The organism is Maribacter sp. PR1, from assembly GCF_028464145.1.
Taxonomy (GTDB): Bacteria; Bacteroidota; Bacteroidia; order Flavobacteriales; family Flavobacteriaceae; genus Maribacter.
The window spans coordinates 1-26,649 of the sequence record NZ_JAQPCG010000011.1; the positions used below are offsets into that span (position 1 = coordinate 1).

Sequence of the window (26,649 nt, forward strand, 5' to 3'; positions counted from 1 at the left end):
CAAAACAACGTGGGTGATTCAAGAAATTGGAATCACATCTTTATAGCAAGTGGCCGAGTTTATTATAATTTATAATCATACAGATGCTGGTGAACCCTAATAAAAAAAGTGTATCACAAATAGGATGCGGAGCAAGTTATATTAAAAAAAAGGTGGTTTAAGGCAAAAGGAAAATATTAATTAACTTTAGAGAACTGGACTAGGGCTTTTCATAGGACACGTTGTTGTAGCACGTTTTTGAATATTTTATTTTATTAATCGATTTATGTTAAGCTTATACATTTTGCCTATTGGAATTTTGTGATCCTTTATATGTATTCTATTACCTTCAATTAGTTCTATTTTATCAATTGAAATAATAAATGATTTATGCACTCTTATAAATTGACTTTCAGGTAGATTATGTGTAAAGGATGTTAATGTTTGGTGCGAAACAATTATTCTGTCAACCATATTAATTTTTACATAATTTCCATAAGCTTCTATAAATAGAATGTCTTTCAACTTAATCTGATAGTATTTTTTATCTTCTTTTATAAAGATTTTAGCACCTTCGTTGGTTTCAGAATTTTGTATTGATATTGATTTATTAGCTAATGCATCGGAAACTTTACTAACAGATTTTACAAAACGACTAAAATTAAATGGCTTTAATAAATAATCGTCAATATTCAACTCATAACCTTCTAATGCAAATTCTTCATAGGCTGTGGTAATAATAATCTTTGGCGGATTAGAAAGTGTCTTTAAAAATTCTAAACCAGAAAGTTTAGGCATATTAATATCTAAAAAGATAAGGTCAATTGAATGTTTATTTAAATATTCAAGAGCTTCAAAAGCATTATAACAACTTTTTTGGAATGATAGGTAGGTCAAGTTACTCGCATAATCTTTAATATTATCATGCGAGGCTGTCTCATCGTCTACAATTATATATTTTATCATTTCTTATATATTTCTAATGTTGTTGAATAGATGTTTTCTTCAATACTATTATGTAATGTATGTGTATTTGGATATAATAAATTTAAGCGGTCTTTTAAGTTTTTGAGTCCAATACCTTTGTTTTCTAATGATTCATCAGTATCATAATTATTCTTGACTGCAAAACTTACCTTATTATCATCTTCTATAAGTTTTATATGAACAAATGCATTTTCAGTAGCTCTTTCAACACCATGCTTAAAAGCGTTTTCTAATAAGATGATAAACAGTAAAGGGGCTATACTTGCATCTGAATTCTTAATCGTTTTTTCAAAATTAACATCAATATCTTTGTGGTATCTGGCCGTTTGCAAATCAATAAAATTTATTAAATAGCTTACTTCGTCTTTTAGTTTTACACTTTCTTTACCACTATCATAAATGGTAAATCGCATTAAATCGGATAATTTTAAAACATAATCTTGAGCTGCATCAGCATCTTTCTTTATTAAGGAATATAAATTGTTTAATGTATTAAAGAAAAAATGTGGATTTATTTGATTTTTTAAAAGCATCAATTCTGCTTCCAATTTATCTTTTTTAAGTTTTTGAATACTTTTTCGGTATTCGTAGGTCCAATAGAAAATTAAGTATGCAATTTCAATTGCCAAAAGAATTCTTACGCTATTCTTTAGGAAACCTCCATCTAAATCTGTGGTAACATCAATAGCAAATATTAAAAGAGGAATACTTATTCCTAAAACGAGATATTTTAATCGAAGGTTAGACGTTCCAAATTTTATCTTTTCAGTTTGAAAGAGATAATACAAAAGGGTGTAAAAAATAACTAAGCCCAATGTGCTTGATAGTACTGTGAAAATTTCGCTTTGAGCGTTTCTTAAAATTAGCATTAATATAATGATGATTCCAGATAGAATTGCTGTGGCCTTATAAAGTTTTTTATGTGTCATGATTTTAATTTATTTATGATTTTGACACAAATCTATATTGCATATTCAAGGTTGCAATTTTTATTTTATGAACGTCTCTCTTCATATTCCAGACGTATCAAATTTAATGATAAAGGTACTTTAAATATTATAATGAGTTGATTACCATTTGACACGTTAGCTTCATCAAAATAGTTCTAAATAACGAATATTCAGCTCTAGGTTTGCATCGAATTTAAAACTAAATACATATGAAAACTTTAATTACAATTATTACAATCGCATTATCAACCTTATTTGTAAATGCTCAAACGAGTTCTGAGAAGGAACTATTAAAAACTTTAAATGAAACTACACCAAAGGCATTGCAAGACAATAAAGTACCTGGATTGGCATTGGCTATTATTAAAGATGGTCAAGTGATTATTAAAAAGGGATATGGATTTTCTGATGTAAAAAAAAATGAGATTGTTAATAGTAAAACAGGCTTTAATATTGGATCTATATCAAAAATGTTTACCGCTTGGGGAATTATGAAATTGGTAGAAGAAGGAAAACTTAATTTAGATATTCCTGTTTCAAAATATATTTTGAATTGGAAATTACCATCTAGTGAATTTGATTCAGATAAAGTAACCATAAGGAACCTATTGCAACATACTGCAGGTTTGTCTGTTCATGGTTACAGCGGTTATGAAACTAAAGATGAATTAACTTCAATTGGTGAGTCGTTATCCGGAACTACTAATTCAGATGAGGCTGTAGAACTCGTTATGGAACCTGAAAGCAAATGGAAATATTCAGGTGGTGGTTATTCTATATTACAATTAGTTATTGAAAACGTTAGTGGCAAATCATTTGCGGATTACATGAAAGAAAATATTTTTAAGCCTTTGAGAATGAAACAGACAAGTTTTAATATTAGTAAAAAGGTTTTAAAAAAATCTGCAAAGGCATATGATGAAGATGCAAAGGAAATTCCATTACGCCTTTTCAATGCGCAAGCAGCAGCTGGTTTACATACAACACTTAATGATCTTATTCTTTTTGCAAAAGCATCATTTTCAAAAAATCCTGTTTTGTCAGAAGAAAGCATTGCTCTTTTAATAGAACCTACCGAACTATCAAAAGGGAATTACGGAATGGGTTATATGATTATGAATCGTTTTGGGGATTTCACATTATCTGGTCATGGTGGTTCTAATGAAGGATGGCAATCTGGTTTTATGCTCGATTTTGAATCGAAATCTGGTATTATTGTACTTACCAATGGCTCTAATGGAAGGAATGTCTTATTTGGAAGTATGAAAGATTGGGCCAAGTGGCATGGAAGCAACTAATTATATTTTCTCTTATTTTAACAGTGAATGTCCATAAGTTGAACATTCACTGTTTTTGTACATAATGTTTAAAATTATGTAGCCTTTATTCAGGACGGGTCATGTTTATAGGTTTTGTTGTGCGTTCGCTTTTTTCCGTATAATTCTATTTATCAACTATTTGTGACGATTGCCTAGCAGTCAATTGCCAACCTTTTTCGGATTTAATCCATACATTTGTAAATCTCCTCGGTATCCATTCTTTTTTGTTGGTGTTCATGCTTGCTGGTTGTTGTAATTCCTTGCCCATTACAATTGCAATATCTTGATTGAATGTTATTTTTTCAATAATTCTTTCAACACTTGGGAATACATGTCCACTTTTCATGATTGCAACAATTTCTTTCGGAGTCACAATTTTTCCATTCGGATTGTTTACCACATATTCTTTCGACCAGATTTTTAATAATGAAGTTGTATCTCCCTTATCAAGTAATTCCGTCCAATGCTTTTCTAATCTTCTGATTTCTATTTCATCTGTAGATTGGCCACTTGCTAGTGTGGTTATGAAAAGGAAACCAATTAAAGTGAGTTTTAATGTTCTCATAATTCATATATTGAGGTTAAATTATAATTATTGTGAAGTATTTTTTAAGTGACGCACAACGGTTTAGCTATGAACAGTGCGGGAGCAAACTAGCATTTGCTTTCCGCCACGCACCTAGCGAAATCTTTTGGTTTTGATTTTTCTTTTTTCTGTCCAAAGCGAAATCCCAAAGATTTCGCGACTTCATAAAAATACGCAAACCATTCGTTTAAGCCCAAAGACCGTATTGTTTATAGGTTTTGTTGTAAAATGTTTTTACTCCGATGTTGAGATATATCGATTATATACAATCTCCCAAATTTTCTTCTCGTCGTTAAAAACAAAGCGAATGTCTGGTTGATATCCATTCGTACCACCACAACTTAGATTAAACTTTGCTTTCTTTAATTTTATACCACGAGAGAAGAATATTCCTCTTTTTGCGGTTACGTTTACTATACCAAAATTTATGTCAATTGTATCTTTGGCAATAGATTTATGTAGAACTCTATATACGTTGATTGTTTTTTTCTTTCTAATTGATAAATCAATCAATTCTTTGTTTGTAAGAAATTTGTACCTGTCGGATACATCTAAGTCCTTTATTCGCTTTCCGTATTCATTTAGTTCCACGTAATTCCATCCGCCCGCTAATATCAAATCAACCCGGCTGTTCAACGCCCGAGTATATAAACCTTCCAAATCAGCAGGCTGAATAGATTCATTTTGTCCGTTTATGGATGAATTGGCTAAAATTAGAAACAGGAGAAAATTGAATAGTTTCATTTAACTGGATTTAGAACTCAAAAATAGACCTACTGAATATTGTAGAAAAACTGCAATGAGTAAACTGTTCCTTTCGATGAGTAAGGTATATTTTAAATTTTTTACAACAACGACTTAAAAAAATCACCATAAATCGCCCAAATGGAATACGCAATTAAAAGAATAATAACGCCTCTTACAGTGAACCAAATTTCTTTTGAAATAGTGGAATTAATAATTCTTTCTATGCTCATTTTTAAAAGGGGAAAATAGTACCAGCTTCTTGAGAGACCGAAAGAATGATAAATCAAATCCCGTCTATTTTTGTCTTTCAATCCATTCGCATATTTCTTAATTCCAATAACATCTGCTTTGCGGCCTTCTACGTTTAAAGAGTATTTGTTTTGTCCCACTTTCTCCGCTAATCCGCACGCAATTATTGTGTTCATCGAAAGTTGTTGTTTAATATGCCATTGTCTTTCACGCGGAAAACTAGGTTTAGTAAATGACAATTCAGATTTCTTCAATTCCTCAAATAATTCGGATACTGTCATTTTTTTTCAAATATTTTACAACAATTGTATATAGATCATTAATGATCTATACTTCTTTATATGTGGAACTAAGATACTTATTCCGTCTTATTTCTTTTTTGAACCTTAAAATAAAGAATACCATTCCCAACAACAAAGACCACCAAAGCCGGCAACACCCACCCTAAACTATACTGTTGTAGAGATATACATTCGAGTATTCCCCGATTGGGGGCTAGGGGGCTTCCAATAGTTCCCAGAAAATCCGGGATACTAAAAACAATGGTCGTCCACACGACCGCTTTAAAAACTGTTGGGGAAGCGTAATTTTCCGGGACTATGTTCAGCAATATCAAAACAATCGTAATGGGGTAAATGATCATCAAAGCCGGTAAGGCTACGGCAATAATATAGTCCACATTAAACTGCCCCATAACAACCCCTAGAACACAGCCCAGGACAGCCGTGATGGTATACGCTTTTTGGGAATCTTGAAATCGTGATCGTATAAAATCGGAGGTTCCCGTAACAACCCCTACAGCGGTGGTGAAACAGGCCAGAGCCACCAAAATACTCAACAATAAGTTGCCATAATTACCCAATGCTTCGGTGGCCAGTCCGGAGAGGAGTTCCGTTCTGGAAATGTCCAGTTCAAAAAGGGAATGGGACAAGGCTCCCGAAAGAATGAGCCCCATATAGATCATAAAGAGGGCCAACCCGGCAAGCCATCCCGCTTTTCGAATCAAGGTCTTCTTTTCTGCATAAGTTTTTTTCTTATGGGTTATGTTTATGGAGACTATAATTACGCCACCTACAACAACGGCCCCAATGGCATCAAAAGTTTGGTAGCCCTCCAAAATTCCATTCGTAAGGGGGTTTTCCAAAGTGCTGTGCGCAAAATTATAATCCAGCGAAAAGGTAATGACTCCTATGATACCTATTAAAATGAGAAATATGGCCGGGGTCAACAGTTTGCCAATGAGATCCAAAATTTTAGATCGGTTCATTACAAATAGGAACACCAAGGCAAAATATAGGATGCTGGTTAGCCAGGGCGAACTATCAAAAAAAGGGGCAATGGCCATTTCATGGGTTACGGAGGCCGTTCTGGGCGAGGGTAAGCCTATGGCGATAGCATAAATGATTAGCGAGTAGGTCAGGGAAAAACTGGACGAGACCTTTTTGCCGAAATCGAAAATAGTTCCCTGTAATTTGGCATGTGCCAGTATTCCAAGTATAGGAATTAAGACGGCCGAGGTACAAAACCCCAAAGTAACCAACCACCAAAGTTCTCCCGATTTAAAACCGAGCTGGGGTGGTAAAATGAGGTTGCCGGCTCCAAAAAAAAGGGAGAACAGTGCAAAGGCGGTTACCAAGATTTCCCGGGTACTTTTTCCATTCCATACCATTTTGGGAAGATAAATTAAAAAGATGGAATACGTATTTAAAAAATAAGACCTATAAAAATTTAAGGTTGACCACAACTTTAGGGCACATCACAACAAATTATGGCTCAGATGATTAAAATAATATACTTTAACAATAATTATTGAAAACAACCCGTTCTCTTAAGCAACATTGAAAATCAAATTAACAATTACAGCATTTAATCCGATTCCCAAATCGAACCAAATGTGAACCTAAAAATCCTACGGCATGAAAAAACTTTTCTGCAATATTTTTGGCCATCATTACTCAGTCTCCAAAAAAGTAACTTCCCATATCAAGGAATACAAATGTATTCACTGTAGCAAAGAAGTCACAACCGACGTTAGTGGTAATTTATCCATTTTGACTCCTGAACTACAGGATATCAACAGAACTTTGGAACGTATTTACCAAAACAGGCATCCTGAGCATCAGGTAGCTTAAAACTGGCCCAATAAAATACTTTTTTAGATTAGAAGGATTACCCATCTGAAATATTCAACGTATTCCTGGAAATTAAGTAAGCCTCTTTCTTCTTACCTGTCGTATGCCCCACAACGGATAAGGAAAGAATCGCCCTTTATTTTCAGGTTTTTTTGTTTACGAATCCTGAAACGAATTCCAGCCCTGTGCCGTTAAGGGAATTAAAGATTCTGCTCGGGTCACCAAATTAGCACCATTCGACTTATTGGTAATATGACCGATGACGGTCAGGCTTGGATTACCTTTAATTTTTGGAAAATCAGATTGATCAATAGTAAATAACAATTCATAATCCTCACCACCACTGAGTGCAATCATGGTGCTATCCATTTTAAACTCTTCACAACTGGAAATCACGGTAGGATCCAACGGAATCTTATTTTCATACAAGGCACAGCCTACCTCGCTATTTTTGCATAGATGTAATATTTCCGAAGAAAGTCCATCACTGATATCTATCATAGAGGTGGGTAACACTTCCAACTTTCCGAGTAACTCTACAATATCCTTTCTAGCTTCTGGCTTTAACTGGCGCTCTACGATATAGCTATAGGGCTCTAAGTCTGGTTGATTATTAGGGTTTACCTTAAAAACTTCTTTTTCCCTTTCCAAAACTTGAAGTCCCATATAAGCGCCACCAAGGTCCCCGGTCACGACCAATAAATCATTTTCTTTGGCACCAGAACGATAGGTAATTTTATTTTCTTCGATCTCACCAAGAGCGGTGACACTAATTAACATTCCGGTTTTTGACGAAGTGGTGTCACCACCAATCATGTCAACACCGTATGTTTTGCATGCCAATTGGATTCCTGCATATAATTCTTCCAAGGCTTCTAAAGGAAACCTATTGGAAATGGCAATGGAAACGGTTACCTGGGTCGCCTTTGCATTCATGGCATATATGTCGGAAAGGTTGACCATAACTGCTTTGTAGCCCAAATGCTTTAATGGCATATAGCTGAGGTCAAAATGTACGCTCTCTACCAACAAATCGGTGGAAAGCACCATTTTTTTGTTTTTAAAATCCAGTACTGCCGCGTCATCACCTACCCCTTTAACTGTGGATTTGTTTTGTATGGTAAATTGCTGGGTCAGATGGTCAATAAGGCCAAACTCGCCCATTTTTTCTAAAGATGTTCTTTCTTTGTTCTTGTCTTCTAGCATTTTGCAAAAGTAAACAGGATATTTTATATCGTATCTTTACTCTTGGTATAATTTTCTCGGTATGAAAAATACAGTGCTACTAATTCTGATGATAATGCTCTCTTCTTGCTCAAAGAATGATGATAATTTAGAGAATGAATCACAGAATGAAACTATGAATCCGGAGAATTCAGGGGAGACCTCTCTGGTCCCTTGTGAAAATGGTTTTGCAGGGGAATATCCGTGCAACGGATATGATTTATTAGGGCATATAGCCCTTATGGAATTCGGGGCACAATCTGCTAATGATATCTGGGGATGGACCGATACAATGACCGGAAAGGAATACGCCATAATGGGCTTGGATAACGGAACTGCATTTATCGATATTTCGGATACTGAAAACCTTATTTATCTCGGAAAACTACCAACAGCGACAACGTCCAGTTCATGGCGGGATATTAAAGTTTATGAAAATTTCGCCTACATCGTTGCAGAAGCTGAAGGACATGGTGTACAGGTGTTCGATTTGAGAAAATTGCGCAATGCAAGCGATGTTCCTTTTGAATTTGAGGAAAATGGTAGGTTTACCGATATAGGAAATGCGCACAATATCGTAATCAATGAGAATTCTGGGTATGCATATCCCGTAGGTACCGATCGGAATGATCTATACAATGGCGGAATTCATTTTTTAGACCTTTCAAATCCTGAGTCTCCCGCAGCAGCAGGTGGTTGGGCGGAAAACGGATATACCCATGATGCCCAAGTGATTTCCTATACGGGTCCGGACACGGATTATGCAGGGGCAGAAATTTTTGTCGGGGCGAATGAATCTCAAGTTGTGGTCGTGGATATTACGGATAAAGAAAACCCACAGGAAATCGCAACACTACCTTACCCCAACATTGGTTACACACATCAAGGGTGGTTTACCGAGGATCAACGTTATTTTATTCTCGGGGATGAATTAGATGAGATTAATTCTGGCTTCCAATCCAGAACCTTGGTTTTTGATATGTCCGATTTGGACAACCCGGTACTGCATGATACATATTTGGGACCAACCAATGCTATAGATCACAATGGTTACGTTCTGGGAAATCAGTTTTTTCTGGCGAACTACACAGCCGGAGTCCGTGTTTTGGATATTTCTGATATAGCAGCTAAGAACATCACCGAAATAGGATTTTTTGATACGTTCCCTTTGAACAATAATACCGATTTTGACGGGGTTTGGAGTGTATATCCTTTTTTTGAAAGTGGTAAAATCGTAGTAAGTGATATTAGCAATGGTTTTTTTGTAATTAAGAAATCAGAGTAAATCATGTATAAATTCTACTTGTTTTTATTATTGCTTATTGGTATATCCTGCTCCAATGATGCTTTGGAGGATAATTTTGAAAGCAGTGGTTCCAACTTTTTGGGAAAAGTGGAATGGGTCAAGAATTTTGGAGGAAGCGGAGAGGATACGGGACAATCCATTATTCAGACTATAGACGGTGGATATGCCATTTTGGGCTTTTCTAACAGCGTAGATGGTGATTTGCAGTACAAAACGCTAGAGGTTAATGATTACTGGCTGCTCAAACTTGACGCTGAAGGTAATCTTCAATGGAACCAAACATATGGTGGATCTAAGGACGACCGTGGACAAAGTTTGGTCCAGACCTTTGACGGTGGATATGCTTTAACTGGTTATGCAATGAGTGATGATGGTGACGGTTCCGTTAATCAAGGTTTTCATGATAATTGGCTCCTAAAACTTGATGCTTCTGGTGCTATTGAATGGGAAAAGAGCTTTGGTTTTTCAGGTCATGATCATTCCTATGATATTCTACAAACTGATGACGGTGGCTTCTTTTTTACTGGTTTTTTGGATATTACATCTGCTCGTGCCGATGGGAATACGGAAAAAGGTAACACATTGACACGTCATGGGGTAGGTGAATTCTGGGGCACCAAGATTGACGCTTCGGCAAATTTGCAATGGAGAGGATATTTTGGGGGTAGTAACAATGACAGGTCCCATGCTGTAGTTCGTTCAGAGGATGGGGGTTTTGTAATGGCGGGTTTTTCGGAAAGTGATGATTTCGATATTAGCAGCACACAAGGCAGCTATGATTATTGGTTGGTCAAGATAGATGGTCAGGGGAATTTTCTGTGGGAGCGCTCTTTTGGAGGCTCAGGAATTGAAATATCCTATGATATTGACAATACGCTGGACGGGGGCTATGTGGTTGCCGGTAATTCATTTAGTGTGGATGGTGACATAGGTAATTATAAGGGGGAATCCGATTTTTGGTTGATTAAAGTGGATGATTTCGGTAAACTTATTTGGGAACGCTCTTATGGAGGAACTGGTTTTGATGCTGCCCAGGCTGTTAGGTCAAGCAAAGATGGCGGTTATTATGTGGTCGGGAACTCAAAAAGCTCAGATTTGGATGCTACATCGAATAGTGGTGAGAATGACATATGGATTATAAAAACCGATAATCAAGGAAGTCTAATTTGGCAACAAAGCTTTGGCGGAACAGGTATCGATTTTGGTTATGATGTGGTGGAAGGCCGGGACGGTAGTGTTGTCTTGGTAGGAGCGAGCCAGAGTTCTGATTTTCCGGATATAACTTCGAAAGGGAAAACAGATTTAATAATCATAAAGCTTCGGTAGAAGCTATCCTCTTTTTAGATAGAAAACACCAATAGTTTAATACGTTATAATAATGTTAGACCCTATTGGAATTACTCCCCAATAAAGTATATTTGTAGACTATTTATAATTAATCCATTTTAAGATATGATTCAAGTATCGGAAACAGCAAAAAAGAAAGTGATTACCCTTATGGAAGAAGGAGGGTATGACGCTTCTAAGGACTATGTTCGAGTGGGTGTAAAAAGTGGAGGCTGCAGTGGGTTGTCCTATGAGCTTGACTTTGATAACAAAACAGAAGAAACCGATAAGGTTTTTGAGGATAACGATGTCCGTATTATTGTAGACAAAAAGAGTTTTTTATATTTAGTTGGTACGACATTGGAATATTCTGGAGGTCTAAATGGAAAAGGTTTTGTCTTCAATAATCCAAATGCACAACGAACCTGTGGTTGTGGCGAAAGTTTTTCACTATAATCGATAATTGTACAGCTACAATTATTCAACTAAGAATTTATGGCATATACTGAAGAGGAATTAAAAAAAGAATTGGAAACCAAAGAATATGAATATGGTTTCTATACAGATATAGATTCGGATACTTTCCCTGTGGGGTTAAACGAGGAGATTGTTATTGCCATCTCCAAAAAGAAAGAGGAGCCCGAGTGGATGACCAAATGGCGATTGGAAGCATTTAAAGCTTGGAAGGAAATGAAAGAACCGGAATGGGCCAATGTACGATACAAAAAGCCCGATTTTCAATCCATTTCTTATTATTCGGCACCCAATAAAAAACCAAAATACGATAGTTTGGATGAGGTAGATCCAGAATTGCTGGACACCTTTAAGAAATTAGGGATATCCATAGATGAGCAGAAGAAATTGGCAGGGGTTGCCGTGGATATTGTAATGGACTCCGTTTCCGTTGCTACGACATTTAAGAAAACATTGGCCGAAAAAGGAATAATCTTTTGTTCCATTTCCGAAGCGATCAAGGAGCATCCGGAATTGGTGAAAAAATATATGGGCACCGTAGTTCCTAAAAAAGATAATTTCTATGCGGCTTTAAACTCCGCCGTTTTTTCAGACGGGAGTTTTTGTTACATACCCAAAGGCGTGCGTTGCCCTATGGAACTTTCCACTTACTTTAGAATTAACCAAGCGGGGACAGGACAGTTCGAAAGAACCCTAGTGGTAGCCGATGAAGGTAGCTATGTGAGTTATTTGGAAGGTTGTACGGCCCCATCAAGAGATGAGAATCAATTGCACGCAGCCGTAGTGGAACTTATAGCTCTGGATGATGCCGAGATAAAATACTCAACGGTCCAGAATTGGTTCCCGGGGAACAAGGAAGGTAAAGGAGGTGTATACAATTTTGTGACCAAAAGAGGACTTTGTGAAAAGAACGCAAAAATTTCTTGGACACAAGTTGAGACGGGCTCTGCGGTAACTTGGAAGTATCCTTCCTGTATACTTAAAGGGGATAATTCCATTGGAGAGTTTTATTCCATCGCAGTGACCAACAACTACCAGCAGGCAGATACAGGTACCAAGATGATCCATTTGGGTAAGAACACAAAAAGTACCATTATATCCAAAGGTATTTCTGCCGGGAAGTCACAAAATAGTTATCGAGGTTTGGTACAGGTTAATAGCCGTGCCGAGAATGCTCGAAATTTTTCCCAATGCGATTCCCTTTTAATGGGCAACGAATGCGGTGCACATACATTCCCTTATATAGAAGCCAAGAATAAATCGGCCCAGATAGAACATGAGGCTACTACCAGTAAAATTGGGGAGGACCAAATTTTTTATTGTAACCAAAGGGGAATAGATACAGAAAAAGCGATAGCCTTGATTGTTAACGGATTTAGCAAGGAGGTTTTAAATAAACTTCCCATGGAGTTTGCGGTCGAAGCACAAAAACTCTTGGAAATTAGTTTGGAAGGGTCCGTAGGTTAGTTTTAAAATTACTGTCCTATTTACTTAAAGGGTTTAACCCATTAATTAAAAATAGAAGAAGAATTTAAAAGAGGTTCCACGATAATTGAAATTTATATATGAAGAAGTACTTCTTATTGTTCATGTTGGTATGTCTCACTTTTTCCTGTAAAGAGGCGAAAAAAGAAGCGAAGACGGAGGTTGCCGAAGAACCTGTACCAGAGATTAAACTCTATACTTTTGACGGAGGTACGATAATGGTGAACAACTTGGAATTATTTTCTCAAGATACTACCTACCAAGGTCAAACAAAGGAATTTGCAGATCCTTTTTATGTAATTAGCCACCCTAAGGGAACTTTGATGTGGGATGCAGGTTTGCCCGAAATGTTGGTAGGCCAGGAACCTTTAACTGTTCCTAATGGAGCATTTACGGTTTCTAGAAAAGACTCGGTAGCCGATCAATTGAAATCAATTGGGTTAACTCCAGATGATATTGATTTTATTGCTTTGTCCCATACACATTTTGACCATAGTGGTCACGCAAACGAAATTGAAGATGCCACTTGGTTGGTTCCCGATTTAGAGTATGATTTTGTTGCATCCGAGGCAACTGCAGCTTCCAATCCGGAATTGTACGATGCGGTAAAGGAATTAAAGGACGTACAAAAAATAGAGGGGGACTATGATGTTTTTGAGGATGGTACGGTAGTCATTAAGTCCATGCCGGGACATACGCCTGGTCATCAGGTTTTGTTTTTAGATTTGCCCGAAAACGGACCAACCCTTTTAACCGGTGATTTATATCACCTATATGAAAATAGGGAGTTTAAAAGAGTACCTATATTTAATTTTGATGTGGAGCAAACATTGGCGAGTATGGATTCCTTTGAAGCTTTTGCAAAAGTGAAGGATGCAAAAGTTTATGTGCAACATCAAAAAGACGATTTTAATAAAATGCCAAAGGCACCTGAATATTTAAAGTAAAAGAATATGTTGAAAATTAGTAATCTGCATGCGCAGGTAGATGATAAGGAAATATTAAAGGGAATAAACCTTGAAGTTAAACCAGGTGAGGTTCATGCAATCATGGGACCGAACGGTTCCGGGAAAAGTACATTGGCTGAGGTCATTGCCGGGAAAGAGGAATTTGAGGTTACCCAAGGTTCCGTTGAACTGGATGGTGAGAACTTGGAAGAGGTTGCTCCAGAGGAGCGGGCACATAAAGGTATATTTCTTTCGTTCCAATATCCCGTAGAAATTCCCGGTGTATCCGTAACCAACTTTATGAAAACGGCAATTAACGAATCCAGAAAAGCCAAGGGCTTGGAGGATATGCCCGCCAACGAAATGTTGAAGTTGATACGGGATAAATCCGAAATGTTGGAAATTGACCGTAAATTTTTGTCCAGGTCTCTAAATGAAGGTTTTTCAGGAGGGGAAAAGAAAAGAAATGAAATTTTTCAACTAGCGATGCTGGAGCCTAAGGTGGCTATTTTGGACGAAACCGACTCCGGTTTGGATATCGATGCCCTTAGAATTGTTGCCAACGGAGTTAACAAGTTAAAGAGTAAGGATAATGCGGTAATCGTTATTACACATTACCAGCGATTATTGGATTATATAGTTCCAGACTTTGTACACGTATTGCACGATGGAAAGATCGTTAAGTCTGGAGGTAAGGAACTTGCTATGGAGCTAGAGGAGAAAGGATATGATTGGTTAAAGCAGGAAGCTGCGATTTAAAGTATTGCACACAAAGTAATGCGTGTTAACTTTTGAATGCTTTATGCCAATTACTTAAAATAGTAGAAAATGGATTTAAAAGATAAATTAATTTCTTCCTTTATGGCGTTTGAGAACAACGTGGATGTAGAACATCCTGTTCACGACGTACGTGCGGAAGCAATGAAGAACTTTGAGAAAAAAGGTTTTCCCTCAAAAAAGGAGGAGGCCTGGAAATACACTTCCTTAAACAGCCTCCAGAAAACAAATTTTAGCATCTTTCCAAAAGAGGAAAATGCATTGGAATACAAAGAGGTAAAAAAATATTTCTTGCATGAAATAGATACCTACAAAATTGTTTTTATTGATGGTATTTATAGTTCCTACCTTTCGGAAACGACACATGACGGAGTGGATATATGTTTGATGAGTTCAGCGTTGACCAAACCTATGTATAAACAGGTTATCGACGTATATTTTAATAAGGTTGCTTCTAAGGATGAGTCGTTGACCACGCTAAATACAGCTTTCAGTAGGGAAGGGGCATACATTTATATTCCCAAGAATAAAATGCCGAAAAAGCCTATAGAGATCTTGCATCTCGCTACGGGGAATGAAGCTTCCTTAATGTTACAACCCCGAAATTTGGTGGTTGTAGAGGAAAATGCAGAAGTCCAGATTATAGAGCGCCATCAAAGTCTGACGACAAATGAAGTGTTGACCAATTCTGTTACCGAGATTTTTGCTGCCGAGAATGGAATCGTGGATTATTATAAGATTCAGAATGATGCTTCTACGGCTTCCTTGATAGATAACACCTACATCAACCAAAAAGATAAAAGTGTCGTCAAGGTCCACACGTTTTCCTTTGGTGGTAAGCTAATTCGTAACAACCTTAATTTCTACCAAAATGGGGAGTATATAGACTCCACAATGAAAGGGGTCACCATTTTAGGGGATAAGCAACATGTAGATCATCATACCTTGGTACACCATATAGAACCTAATTGTGAAAGTCACCAAGATTACAAGGGTATTTACGGAGATAGTGCTACAGGGGTTTTTAATGGTAAGATTATCGTAGACAAAATTGCGCAGAAAACCAACGCGTTTCAGCAGAACAATAATATTTTGGTTAGTGATAAGGCAACGATTAACACCAAGCCCCAATTGGAGATTTTTGCAGATGATGTAAAATGTTCTCACGGTTGTACGATTGGGCAATTGGATGAAGAGGCCTTATTTTACCTACAAACTCGGGGAATTCCCAAAAAGGAGGCCAGGGCTTTGTTGATGTACGCTTTTGCAAATAATGTACTATCATCAGTGCGGATACCAGAATTAAAGACAAGAATTAATAAGTTAATCGCTAATAAATTAGGCGTAAACCTTGGGTTCAATTTGTAAAATAGGATGAAATATTGCCGGATATATAGAAGAGCCGTTTTTGCAATGGCTCTTTTTTTATTTTCATATATAGGGGTACAATCTCAAGAGACCCATCTTGGGGTAAAAGGAGGATTTAATTATTCGTCCATAGTGGGAGACCTGACTGACGGATTGAAATTTCGGTTCTCCGGTCATGGTGGTGTATTTTTGGAGATAGACTTTTACGGAAACTTTAAATTACAACCAGAGGTATTATATTCTTCCCAAGGGTTTCAATACAGTACGGATTTGGCCGCTATTCAATCAAACGGTTCCGTGGGAGAAGAAAACGATTTTAGAACCAACGTTCAGTTAAATTATATTACTGTCCCTATTTTAGGAAAGTTTGTACTTAATGAACGTATAGACATAGAATTTGGACCACAGTTTGGGTTTTTACTCAATCAGGTAACAAAAAACAAAAATCTAGATCAAAATTCGAATATAGAAAGAAGGTCTACCGTTTCCGGGGATTTTCAATTGGATTATGGCGCCGCAGTAGGATTAGGAATAAAACTGAATGATTACCTATCCTTGTCCCCAAGATTTTACATAGGGCTTAGAAATCGTCTTAATGCGCTCCAAGGAGCCCAAAATTACAATGCTGCTATTCAGTTATCATTGAATTATTCAATTAACTAAATTAATCATTCTAATACAATGGTATCTGTTGGTAAAGTCTAAGGCTTTTTAGATATAGGTTTTTTAAGAAGGATTTAGGCTACAATTAACGGTTTGTTGAGTAATATTAACAAACCATTTTTATTTTCCTACAATCTGTAAATCTACATTAGCCGAATCAACAACTAATCCAATCAATGTTCCATGAAACAGCTTTTTATTACTTCGGCCTTTGTATTGTTATCATTATTGTCCTATTCTCAAGACCAAAAATGGAGTGTTGAGGCGAATTATCCAATTCAGTTAATTAAAGATAGGAGTGACCCAAAACTTGCATTTGACACTTCCTTAAAGTATCGTTTTCTGAATACAGATTTGGTACATCTTGGCTTGGACTTTAATATTGGTTTTGAGCGTTACAAACCGGGAGTGAATAATGATGATACTTTTAAATTTACTAATTACATACTTCAGCCAAAAGTTTTTGCTGAATTTGATTTACCCTTTGTTCCAAAATTGCATCCTGTAGTAGGTCTTGGGTACAGTGTTTTCTTTTATGAGCAATCGGGAAGTATCAGTGGTGTACAATTGAATTCAGACAATAATTCAGATGGAGGATTCAATTTGGAGTTAGGTGTTACATATGATATATCTAAACGTTTTTTTATACAGGCCAAATATGATTATATAAGGCTACATAATAAAGGTGTAAGCACAATTGATGGTGAATCGTTTTCATATAACTTCACCGATAATATTGATAGACTAAAAGTAGGAGTAGGTTTACGGTTTTAAGCAATAAAACTTAAAGACATAAAGTGCAAAAGTTTAAGAGATAAAAAATGGTCGTTTATTGCATTTTCTATCGTTAGAAAATTTATTGGTGTAACTTTCCGTCGACAACATGTGACTATTTTATTTTGAAAAACTTCAGTTTACACCTCTTTTTATTCGCTTTTACTGTAATAATGAACCGTGCAAATGCCCAAGATTTCAATATGGGTATAAAAGGTGGTTTAAATTACTCGAAAACCATAGCTCCTGGGGATGACCCCTTTAGTGCTAGAACCTCTTTTCATGCAGGTGTTTTTGCTGAAATCCCTTTACGTGGAAAATTCAGTTTTCATCCAGAAATCCTTTATTCTTCTCAAGGAACTAAAATCAAATATGCCAGACTAGAAAATTTTGATTCACCTTCAGTTAACCAGAACGATGACGTATTTGTGGCTAAAGCGGAGTTTCTTCTAATACCCTTAATTACCCGATTTAATTTTAACCAAAATATTTCCTTGGAATTGGGCCCACAGATTGGATTTGAAGTTTCTGGAGGTTCGTTCATAGATTATGGACCTACTCTAGGTGTGGGCATTGACCTCCCAAAAAACTTTTCCATTCAATTTCGTTCTTATCTGGGAGTATCCAATGTTTTTAGAAAATCTATTGTAGAAAACCAAAGTCTATCCGATAAGATATATTATGGCTTACTTCAGCTATCTGTGGGTTATGTGATTTTTTAATTTTATTAAGTATTCTCGATAATACTAATTGTAACATACTAGGTATCTTTGTATATCATTACATCGATATGTTAGATATTAAAAAAATACGAGAAGATTTTCCTATACTCAAGCGAGAAGTCAATGGTAAGCCCTTGGTTTACTTGGATAATGCGGCTACCTCCCAGACTCCGCAGCAGGTTATAGATGTTATCGTTGATTACTACCAAAATTACAATGCCAATATACACCGAGGTGTTCACGCGCTTTCGCAAGAGGCCACGGATAAATACGAGCAGGCACGTATAAAAATTCAAAAGCATTTTAATGCAGCCAACTCTCACGAAATTCTATTTACTTCGGGCACTACCCATAGTATAAACTTGGTGGCCAATGGATTTTCTTCCCTAATTGAGAATGGCGACGAGATTTTGGTTTCGGCTATGGAGCATCATTCCAACATTGTCCCTTGGCAAATGTTGTGCGAGCGTACAGGTGCTGTTTTAAAGGTTATCCCCATGAACCAAGAAGGGGAATTGTTGATGGATGTGTACGATGAATTACTATCCGAAAAAACGAAACTGGTATTCTGTAATCATATCTCCAATGCCTTGGGAACTATTAACCCCATTAAGGAAATAATTGACAGGGCCCATGGAGTTGGCGCCGCTGTCTTAATAGATGGTGCACAGGCAGCTCCACATATTGTAGCGGATGTACAAGCCTTGGATGTGGATTTTTATACCATATCGGCCCATAAGGTGTGTGGTCCTACGGGAGTAGGAATGCTTTATGGAAAAGAGGAATGGTTAAAAAGGTTGCCCCCATACCAAGGAGGAGGCGAAATGATAGCCGAAGTCACCTTTGAAAAAACGACCTACGCAGATCTGCCCCATAAGTTCGAGGCTGGAACCCCAAATATTTGTGGAGGTATCGCTTTTGGTGCGGCATTGGATTACATGAACAGCATTGGTTTTGATGAAATTGCCAAATACGAGCACGAATTGCTGCAATACGCTACCCAAGAATTGTTAAAGATAGACAGACTCAAAATTTATGGTACGGCTAAAAATAAGACTTCGGTCATTTCATTTAATATTGATGGTATTCATCCATACGATATTGGCACCATTTTGGATAAATTGGGTATTGCCGTAAGAACAGGCCATCATTGCGCCCAACCCATTATGGATTTCTATAAAATTCCCGGTACGGTAAGGGCTAGCTTTAGTTTTTACAATACAAAGGGAGAAATAGACACATTGGTTTCTGGAGTAGAAAGGGCCCGAAAAATGCTCTTATAATCTAATTTGTTAGAGGAAGGCTAAACTTTTGATTCCCAACAATTCCTATCGTACTTTTGTGTAAAAGAAATTCATGGAAATAAAAGAAATACAGGACGATATAGTGGATGAATTTTCCATGTTCGATGATTGGATGCAACGCTATGAATATATGATTGAACTCGGAAAATCTCTTCCTTTGATCGATGAAGCCTATAAGACGGATGATAACATCATTAAAGGCTGCCAGAGTAAGGTATGGGTGCATGCAGAACTACAAGACAACAAGTTGGTCTTTACCGCTGATAGTGATGCCATCATCACAAAAGGAATCATTGCTATTCTGATTAGGGCATTCAGTAATCAAAAACCTAAGGATATTATTGAAGCAAATACAAATTTCATAGATGAAATAGGTTTAAAGGAACATTTATCGCCCACAAGGGCAAACGGATTGGTTAGTATGATAAAACAGCTAAAATTATACGCTGTAGCATACCAAACGCAAGTAAACTAGAAAATATGAGTGAAGAAATAGTTGGAACGGATACCTCGGATTTAGGGGAAAAAATAGTCAAGGTACTAAAGACCATATATGACCCCGAAATACCTGTGGACATTTATGAACTTGGTCTCATCTACGACGTATTGGTAAATGAAGATAGCGAGGTCAAAATTCTAATGACCTTAACCTCCCCAAATTGTCCGGTTGCGGAGACGCTTCCGGTTGAGGTAGAGGAAAAAGTAAAATCTTTAAACGCTATCAAGGATGCGGAGGTAGAAATAACCTTTGATCCACCTTGGACGCAAGATTTAATGAGTGAGGAAGCCAAGTTAGAATTAGGTCTTTTGTAACGCCTCTTTTAGAAAAGTTATGTCAGATGAAATCGTAAATAGGGTTTCCCAAAGTAAGCTAATTACTTTTAACTTGGAGGAATATTATCCACCGGGGAAGAGGACCTTGTTAGATATCAAAAATTGGCTTTATAAGGGTATTATTCTAAGGGAAAAGGAGTTTAGAAAACAACTTCTAGAATATGATTGGAGCCAATATAAAGATACCTATGTGGCGATTACTTGCTCTACGGACGCCATTGTGCCTGGATGGGCTTTTATGTTGGTCGCTTCCAAGTTGCAACCCTATGCATTGCAAGTGGTCCAAGGTTCCTTGGAGGACTTAGAGACCGCTTTGTTCTATAAATCATTGGAGGACTTGGATTATGGTATTTTTAAGGACAAGTCGGTTATCATCAAGGGATGTAGCAATAAACCGGTTCCTGCTAACGCTTATATTTATTTGACCCAAAAACTTCAGGGTGTTGCAAAGTCCATCATGTATGGGGAGGCCTGCTCTTCCGTGCCGCTTTACAAAAAGAAATAACGGAATTATTTCCCTTCTGGATAGTGACCTTTTGTAAATTTGTGTTTCTAAACACGATAAATACCATAATCATGAAAAACATTTTACTACTTACGGCACTTTTTTTAAGTTGTGCTTTTGGTTTTGGACAAACTGAGGAAGAACTTAAAGCTCAGTTGGCTCCAAAAAAGGATTCAATTAAAGCTATCCAAGCAAGAGTGGACGCTATTAAAGCAGAAATTGCGACCCTTCCGGGATGGAAAAAAGGTGCCTTCGGAACCATTGGTGCCAATATCAGTAGTTTTAATAACTGGTACGCACAAGGAACGCCCAACAATTCATCGGGAAATATTGGAGTTACCGTAAATGGTTTTGCCAACTTACAACAAGATAAATTCTTCTGGCGAAATTCTGGAAATCTTAACCTTGGTTGGGTAAAGTTTGACGATAAGGACGACCCAGATGATGATGATAGCTTTAAGCAGGCAACGGATGTTTTTACCATCACCTCTCTGTATGGGCGCAAGTTGAACGAAAAGTTCGCAATCTCAGCCTTAGGGGAATATAGAACAACAATATTAAACAATTTCAATGACCCAGGTTATTTGGATTTGGGTGTTGGTGCCACTTGGACGCCTATCACCGATTTGGTTGTGGTCATCCATCCTTTAAACTACAACTTCGTATTTAGCAGTAACGATGCGGTTTTTGAATCTTCTTTAGGTGCTAAGATTGTTGCAGATTATACGAGGAAAATCGGAAAAGTAAATTTCAAGACTAACTTATCCATGTTTCAAAGTTACAAAAGCAGTAACCTATCCAACTACACTTGGATTAATTCACTGGGCTATACGCTATGGAATGGAATTGGACTTGGCTTCGAATTTGGCCTAAGAAATAATAAACAAGAGGCGTTAAACTACGCTCTAAACGGTCCAACACCAGATGCAAATGCTACGTTTGATAACATTGATAACGACCTACAGACGTATGTGCTGTTCGGATTAAATTATGCCTTCTAAATAAAATAATATACATTTAAAAAGCCCTCCTTTTGGAGGGCTTTTTGGTTAAGTAGATATCGTAAAATTTGGGGTTTTACTTTTAGCTTAAGAAGTTAAATATTGATTTGGGGTCAACACTATCACTTAAACACAGCATAAAAATACAACCGTCTTTTTGCTTTATTCTTATTTATGTTGTGAACCGGACTTAAAATGTGGTGAAAAATATGAGCGTATTAAAATGATCGATGAACAGCACAAAATTCCGTAGATATAACTATTGATACTCGTCTAAATGCTCTGGATATAGGAAATTGTTATATGGAAAACGGGTAACATGGATGTCCCTAACTTCATTATAAACTCGCTTCCTAAACTCGTCCAGGTTTTCCTTATTAAGGGCGGAGATAAAAAGCGCCCTATTTCCAACTTTCTCCATCCATGTACGCTTCCACTCCTCAATGGTGAAATGTTTGCTTGTTTTCTCCGTCATTAAATCGTCTTCTTCAATGACTTCGTTTTCATATTGGTCAATTTTGTTGAAGACCATAATGGTTTTTTTGTCCGAACTTTTAATTTCGGACAAAATCTGATTAACGGAATCTATATGTTCTTCAAATTGAGGGTGTGAAATATCAACGACATGTAGCAGTAAGTCCGCCTCTCTAACTTCGTCCAAGGTGCTTTTAAAGCTTTCCACCAATTGGGTCGGTAGTTTCCTGATAAAACCTACCGTGTCGCTTAAAAGAAAAGGTAGATTGCCAAGGACCACTTTTCTAACCGTGGTGTCTAAAGTTGCGAAAAGCTTATTCTCCGCAAAAACATCACTTTTACTAATTACGTTCATCAGTGTTGATTTACCGACATTGGTATATCCAACCAAAGCAACCCTGACCAAGGAGCCTCTATTACCCCTTTGGGTCTCCATTTGTTTATCTATTTTCTGTAATTTCTTTTTGAGCAGGGTTATCCGGTCCCGTACAATACGCCTATCCGTTTCAATTTCCGTTTCACCGGGACCGCGCATACCAATACCTCCCTTTTGGCGCTCCAGGTGTGTCCAAAGTCCGGTAAGTCTTGGCAATAAATATTCATATTGAGCCAACTCCACTTGGGTACGGGCGTAACTGGTTTGGGCACGTTGAGCAAAAATGTCCAGGATTAGACTGGTGCGATCTATGATTTTACAGCGTAATTGTTTTTCAATATTTCGTTGTTGGGCCGGACTAAGTTCATCATCGAATATTACGGAGCCAATATCATTCTCTTCTACATAGTATTGTACCTCTTCCATTTTTCCACTGCCAATTAGTGTTTTTGGGTTGGGTACATCTACCTTCTGTACGAATCTATTCATGACCTCGCCGCCAGCGGTATAAGTCAAGAATTCCAGTTCATCCAGATATTCGGTTACCTTTTCTTCGTTTTGTTCCTTATTGATTATTCCAATAAGGACAGCTTTTTCGTATTCCGTTGTTTTCTTCTCTAGCATATAATAGTAAAATGCAAAATTACATAAAAGAGGCTAAGCTATTTTAGTAAATTTATGGCCCCTAAAGCGTAGATATGTTATTTTCATTCTTCAAAAAAAGAACTTCAAAGCAATTATATACTATTGCATTCTATAATTTAGAGAATTTGTTCGATGCCCAAGACAATAAATTTACCTTGGACAATGATTTTACTCCGAATGGGTTTAAAAAATGGACCACTAAAAAATACAAAAGAAAACTTTCCGGATTGGCCAAAACCATTTTAAAAATTGGACATTCTACAAATAGGTATCCGCCTGTTCTTATAGGAGTGGCGGAGGCCGAGAATAAATTCGTCTTGCAGGATTTGTTGAATACCTCCCCCCTGAACGACATAAATTATAGCTTCATACATTATGAATCCCCAGATGAAAGGGGAATAGATACCGGACTTATATATCATCAGAAATATTTTAAGGTGTTGGAATCAAATGCTATTCCTCTTTTGGTAAATAACCCTGATGGAATACGAGATACTACCCGAGATATATTATATGTTCGGGGCTTGCTAAATGGGGAGAACATTCATCTTTTCGTGAATCATTGGCCCTCTAGAAGGGAAGGAGCCGAAACTACGGAATATAAAAGGGTGACGGCAGCAGAAGTCATCAAGAAAAAAATGAAAGCTATTGAAGTTCATGAAGCTTCGCCAAATTATATAGTAATGGGCGATTTCAATGATGATCCACAATCCTTGAGTATTCAGACACTTCTAGAGCACTCAGGTCTACATAACCCTATGGAAAGTCTACATATTCCAAATGCTAGAGGAAGTGCCAGTTATAGAAAAGCATGGAATTTATTTGATCAGATTATGCTTTCGCACAGCTTTTATAAGTACAGGAAGGCTAAACACAGCTTTGATACAGCCAATATTTTTGACCATGATTTTTTAAAGGAGAATAAGGGAAAGTATAAAGGAAACCCTTTTAGAACTTTTGCAGGGAAGAAATATTTGGGAGGATATAGTGATCATTTTCCGGTTTATATCGTTTTAAAATATAATAAATAGCAAACATGATAAAGTAGGGATATTCTTATAAACATCAAAAAATTGCACTTTCACAACAAAGAGTAAAATTCTGCTATGTATTTCATCGAATAAGTTGGCTTCCGCTACTGGAGCATGCTAGTCTTTAAATATTATTGTAGTCCAAATCTTACAATTAATTAACGGTGATATGGACTACCAAAAACACTTCAATTTAAGGACTGGCTTCAAAGCTTTTTCCTTTTTTCTATGGATAGGGACTCAAGTGATATTTGCTCAATCTCCTGAACTAAAGAAGATAATAAAAAAGGAATATGACTTTACCAAAATTGGGTCAATGCAAGTTGACCTGGAGTTCGATTACGAAAAAAATAGGGTAAAAACCTTGGCTGTAGCTAAAGCTAACCATCTAAAAATGAAAGAGGTTTTACCCAACGGAAAAAAAGTGGAACTACAGGAAATAGGAGAAGATGGCAGTCCTATCTACTATGAGACCTATTCAGATGATGCTAGTCAAACTTCCAGGGCTTCCTCATTACATACGAATGGTATTTTAGATTTGGATCTCGATGGGTTGGGTATGCAGGTAGGTGTATGGGATGCTGGTGTTGCGCTTACTACCCATCAAGAATATGATGTTAGAGCTACAATAGTTGATGGAAGTTCTGAAATAGATGGCCACGCAACTATGGTTACCGGTAGCCTGATTTCCTCGGGCATAAAAAAAGGAGCACAAGGTGTAGCATACAGAGCCAACGTACTCTCCCATGATTGGACACGGGATAAGATAGAAGTGACCGAAGCTGCCGCAAATGGACTTTTGTTATCTAACCATTCCTATGGCATTAAAACCGACCGAGTGCCCGACTGGTACTTTGGTTCTTATATTAAAGTAGCCCAGGATTGGGATAATATTATGTACAATGCGCCTTATTATCTTATGGTAACGGCCGCGGGTAACGCCAGACATAGTGGCGATAATGAATCTCCGATTTTTGGAACTAGCGCGGATGGATTTGATTTGATGCTGGGCTTTACGATTGCCAAAAACGGGCTTACCATTGCCGGATCCAATTCAAAAATTGATAATAAAGGAAATCTTAAAGAAGCAACGGTTTCAGCCTACAGCAGTTATGGACCTGTGGATGATGGTCGGATAAAACCGGATCTTGCAGGTGATGGATCATCTATTCTTTCAACGGATGCCATAGGCAATACAAGTTATGATGTATCGGCCGGAACTTCAATGGCTACACCTGGGGTAACCGGTGCATTGTTATTACTTCAGCAATACAATGAACAACTATACGGAGCTTATTTAAAAGCAGCAACATTAAAAGGATTAGCGTTACATACTGCCGATGATGTTGATGCTCAAGGTCCCGATTACAAGATGGGATGGGGTGTAATGAACGCCAAGCGTGCTGCAGAAGTTTTATTTCAAAAAGATTTTAGTACACACATATCCGAAAATACATTAACTGAAGGAGAAACTTTTAGTTATACGGTAGCAGCGAAGGGTGGGGAAACCTTAACGGCTTCTATTTCTTGGACGGACCCGGCCTCTGAATATATCAATAGGGGAGATTTAAATAATACAACGGCTGCACTTGTAAATGATTTGGATATACGAATCACCCAAGATGGAAAAACATTTTTACCTTGGAAATTAAATCCGAAGAATCCAAAAGCGGAGGCAACTCAAGGCGATAATCTTGTGGATCCGTTTGAACGAATCGAAATTCCTAATGCAAATGGTAGTTATACCATTACGGTCTCCCATAAGAATAACTTAAAGGAATTAAATCAAGATTTTTCACTAATACTAACGGGAGTATCCTTAACTGAGTGTAAGATTAATGCCCCAAGCAGATTGGCTTTGAGCAATGCTTTAGATAACCAAATCACTTTAGCGTGGGCCGAAACACCAGATGGGCTATATGAAGTGCAGTATAGAAATGAAAATGAAGAGGTTTGGATTTCGGAAATGGTAACCTCTGGGATTAAAGAATTTAAAAACTTGATATTGAATGAGGATTATATTGTTAGGGTTAGAACGTTTTGCTCACAAAATATGGCATCTGAATTCAGTATGGAATACAAATTTACCTTTGAAGGAACCGATACTTTTGTTGGTGAATTAGATATGAACCAGGTTCTAAATGCGGAAGGTGCTGTTGATTTTTCAGTCTTTCCAAATCCCGCTGTACATCAAATTAACTTAAACATGGTAGTCGGTGAATCGGCAATGTATCGTATTGTGTCCGCTTCTGGTGTCGAATTAAAGGTAGGCCCGGCAAAGAATGAACCTATACATGTAGAAGATCTTGCTTCCGGACTCTATATCCTTCAAATAAAAGATCAAGAGGTCTACAAAAGCACAAAATTTTATAAGAATTAAAAATTTGCCCTTATCTCCCCGGAACCTATACATTTTCCTTTAGATAGACCTGACTTTCAAGAACGATTGTCAGGTCTTTTTTTT

27 protein-coding genes are annotated in these 26,649 nt (G+C 37.2%); 19 read left to right on the forward strand and 8 right to left on the reverse strand.

Features of this window, described 5'->3' with window-relative positions; translation table 11 throughout:
- Positions 1-246: 246 nt before the first annotated feature.
- Both PP182_RS19200 and PP182_RS19205 read right to left on the reverse strand, forming a co-directional pair.
- The gene (locus PP182_RS19200) at positions 247-945 is read right to left on the reverse strand and encodes a LytR/AlgR family response regulator transcription factor (protein ID WP_272652868.1); all 699 of its coding nucleotides are present in this window, start codon (positions 943-945) and stop codon (positions 247-249) included.
- Positions 942-1,895, reverse strand: coding sequence for a sensor histidine kinase (locus PP182_RS19205; RefSeq protein WP_272652869.1), 954 nt, complete (start codon positions 1,893-1,895; stop codon positions 942-944). Before PP182_RS19205 ends, PP182_RS19200 begins: the two co-directional genes overlap by 4 nt.
- Before the next feature lie 230 nt (positions 1,896-2,125).
- Here PP182_RS19205 and PP182_RS19210 point away from each other — a divergent pair, with 230 nt between their 5' ends.
- The gene (locus PP182_RS19210) at positions 2,126-3,214 is read left to right on the forward strand and encodes a serine hydrolase domain-containing protein (protein WP_051199795.1); all 1,089 of its coding nucleotides are present in this window, start codon (positions 2,126-2,128) and stop codon (positions 3,212-3,214) included.
- Positions 3,215-3,359: 145 nt separating this feature from the next.
- Here the strand turns inward: PP182_RS19210 and PP182_RS19215 are convergent, their stop codons facing one another.
- The 4 genes from PP182_RS19215 to brnQ all read right to left on the reverse strand — a co-directional run bounded on the left by PP182_RS19215 (position 3,360) and on the right by brnQ (position 6,486).
- The gene (locus PP182_RS19215) at positions 3,360-3,800 is read right to left on the reverse strand and encodes a nuclear transport factor 2 family protein (RefSeq protein WP_272652870.1); all 441 of its coding nucleotides are present in this window, start codon (positions 3,798-3,800) and stop codon (positions 3,360-3,362) included.
- 255 nt (positions 3,801-4,055) lie between these two features.
- A complete protein-coding gene (locus tag PP182_RS19220; protein ID WP_272652871.1) occupies positions 4,056-4,565 on the reverse strand; it encodes a hypothetical protein in 510 nt (169 codons plus the stop codon).
- A gap of 101 nt (positions 4,566-4,666) precedes the next feature.
- Positions 4,667-4,993 (reverse strand): hypothetical protein, encoded by a 327-nt coding sequence (locus PP182_RS19225; protein WP_272652872.1) that lies wholly within the window; start codon positions 4,991-4,993, stop codon positions 4,667-4,669.
- Between the two features lie 182 nt (positions 4,994-5,175).
- Positions 5,176-6,486 (reverse strand): branched-chain amino acid transport system II carrier protein, encoded by a 1,311-nt coding sequence (brnQ, locus tag PP182_RS19230; protein WP_272652873.1) that lies wholly within the window; start codon positions 6,484-6,486, stop codon positions 5,176-5,178.
- A gap of 247 nt (positions 6,487-6,733) precedes the next feature.
- Between brnQ and PP182_RS19235 the strand changes: the two genes are divergently transcribed.
- Entirely contained in the window at positions 6,734-6,949 is a 216-nt protein-coding gene (locus PP182_RS19235; RefSeq protein ID WP_272652874.1) for a hypothetical protein, read from the forward strand.
- Positions 6,950-7,105: 156 nt separating this feature from the next.
- Here the strand turns inward: PP182_RS19235 and thiL are convergent, their stop codons facing one another.
- Complete coding sequence (thiL, locus tag PP182_RS19240) at positions 7,106-8,155, reverse strand: thiamine-phosphate kinase (RefSeq protein ID WP_272652875.1); 1,050 nt, start codon at positions 8,153-8,155, stop codon at positions 7,106-7,108.
- A gap of 61 nt (positions 8,156-8,216) precedes the next feature.
- On the opposite strand from thiL, the gene PP182_RS19245 reads away from it, so the two are divergent.
- The 15 genes from PP182_RS19245 (at position 8,217) to PP182_RS19315 (ending at position 21,659) form a co-directional block, all read left to right on the forward strand.
- Complete coding sequence (locus tag PP182_RS19245; protein ID WP_272652876.1) at positions 8,217-9,458, forward strand: choice-of-anchor B family protein; 1,242 nt, start codon at positions 8,217-8,219, stop codon at positions 9,456-9,458.
- A 3-nt stretch (positions 9,459-9,461) separates the two neighbouring features.
- The gene (locus tag PP182_RS19250; protein ID WP_272652877.1) at positions 9,462-10,805 is read left to right on the forward strand and encodes a hypothetical protein; all 1,344 of its coding nucleotides are present in this window, start codon (positions 9,462-9,464) and stop codon (positions 10,803-10,805) included.
- Positions 10,806-10,931: 126 nt separating this feature from the next.
- A complete protein-coding gene (locus tag PP182_RS19255; RefSeq protein WP_272652878.1) occupies positions 10,932-11,261 on the forward strand; it encodes a HesB/IscA family protein in 330 nt (109 codons plus the stop codon).
- 39 nt (positions 11,262-11,300) lie between these two features.
- Positions 11,301-12,746, forward strand: a complete 1,446-nt coding sequence (sufB, locus tag PP182_RS19260; protein WP_272652879.1) for a Fe-S cluster assembly protein SufB — start codon at positions 11,301-11,303, stop codon at positions 12,744-12,746.
- Between the two features lie 98 nt (positions 12,747-12,844).
- The gene (locus PP182_RS19265) at positions 12,845-13,711 is read left to right on the forward strand and encodes an N-acyl homoserine lactonase family protein (protein WP_272652880.1); all 867 of its coding nucleotides are present in this window, start codon (positions 12,845-12,847) and stop codon (positions 13,709-13,711) included.
- A gap of 6 nt (positions 13,712-13,717) precedes the next feature.
- Positions 13,718-14,470, forward strand: coding sequence for a Fe-S cluster assembly ATPase SufC (gene sufC, locus PP182_RS19270; protein ID WP_272652881.1), 753 nt, complete (start codon positions 13,718-13,720; stop codon positions 14,468-14,470).
- A 69-nt stretch (positions 14,471-14,539) separates the two neighbouring features.
- Entirely contained in the window at positions 14,540-15,856 is a 1,317-nt protein-coding gene (gene sufD, locus PP182_RS19275) for a Fe-S cluster assembly protein SufD (RefSeq protein WP_272652882.1), read from the forward strand.
- Positions 15,857-15,862: 6 nt separating this feature from the next.
- Positions 15,863-16,519: a porin family protein gene (locus tag PP182_RS19280; protein WP_272652883.1), complete on the forward strand. Its 657-nt coding sequence runs from the start codon at positions 15,863-15,865 to the stop codon at positions 16,517-16,519.
- A gap of 183 nt (positions 16,520-16,702) precedes the next feature.
- Positions 16,703-17,293 carry an outer membrane protein gene (locus PP182_RS19285; protein WP_272652884.1) on the forward strand — a complete coding sequence of 197 codons (591 nt, stop codon included), beginning with the start codon at positions 16,703-16,705 and terminating at the stop codon, positions 17,291-17,293.
- 173 nt (positions 17,294-17,466) lie between these two features.
- Positions 17,467-18,015: a porin family protein gene (locus PP182_RS19290; protein ID WP_272652885.1), complete on the forward strand. Its 549-nt coding sequence runs from the start codon at positions 17,467-17,469 to the stop codon at positions 18,013-18,015.
- A 68-nt stretch (positions 18,016-18,083) separates the two neighbouring features.
- Positions 18,084-19,298 carry an aminotransferase class V-fold PLP-dependent enzyme gene (locus tag PP182_RS19295; protein WP_272652886.1) on the forward strand — a complete coding sequence of 405 codons (1,215 nt, stop codon included), beginning with the start codon at positions 18,084-18,086 and terminating at the stop codon, positions 19,296-19,298.
- 73 nt (positions 19,299-19,371) lie between these two features.
- Positions 19,372-19,794, forward strand: coding sequence for a SufE family protein (locus PP182_RS19300; RefSeq protein ID WP_272652887.1), 423 nt, complete (start codon positions 19,372-19,374; stop codon positions 19,792-19,794).
- Between the two features lie 5 nt (positions 19,795-19,799).
- Positions 19,800-20,132: a DUF59 domain-containing protein gene (locus PP182_RS19305; RefSeq protein ID WP_094996716.1), complete on the forward strand. Its 333-nt coding sequence runs from the start codon at positions 19,800-19,802 to the stop codon at positions 20,130-20,132.
- Positions 20,133-20,151: 19 nt separating this feature from the next.
- Positions 20,152-20,658 carry a DUF2480 family protein gene (locus tag PP182_RS19310; protein ID WP_272652888.1) on the forward strand — a complete coding sequence of 169 codons (507 nt, stop codon included), beginning with the start codon at positions 20,152-20,154 and terminating at the stop codon, positions 20,656-20,658.
- Between the two features lie 71 nt (positions 20,659-20,729).
- The gene (locus PP182_RS19315) at positions 20,730-21,659 is read left to right on the forward strand and encodes a DUF3078 domain-containing protein (RefSeq protein ID WP_272652889.1); all 930 of its coding nucleotides are present in this window, start codon (positions 20,730-20,732) and stop codon (positions 21,657-21,659) included.
- Positions 21,660-21,918: 259 nt separating this feature from the next.
- Here PP182_RS19315 and hflX read toward each other — a convergent pair whose 3' ends face one another.
- Positions 21,919-23,133, reverse strand: coding sequence for a GTPase HflX (gene hflX, locus PP182_RS19320; RefSeq protein WP_272652890.1), 1,215 nt, complete (start codon positions 23,131-23,133; stop codon positions 21,919-21,921).
- 74 nt (positions 23,134-23,207) lie between these two features.
- On the opposite strand from hflX, the gene PP182_RS19325 reads away from it, so the two are divergent.
- Positions 23,208-24,185: an endonuclease/exonuclease/phosphatase family protein gene (locus tag PP182_RS19325; RefSeq protein ID WP_272652891.1), complete on the forward strand. Its 978-nt coding sequence runs from the start codon at positions 23,208-23,210 to the stop codon at positions 24,183-24,185.
- Between the two features lie 316 nt (positions 24,186-24,501).
- Complete coding sequence (locus PP182_RS19330; protein WP_272652892.1) at positions 24,502-26,565, forward strand: S8 family serine peptidase; 2,064 nt, start codon at positions 24,502-24,504, stop codon at positions 26,563-26,565.
- Positions 26,566-26,649: the final 84 nt, after the last annotated feature.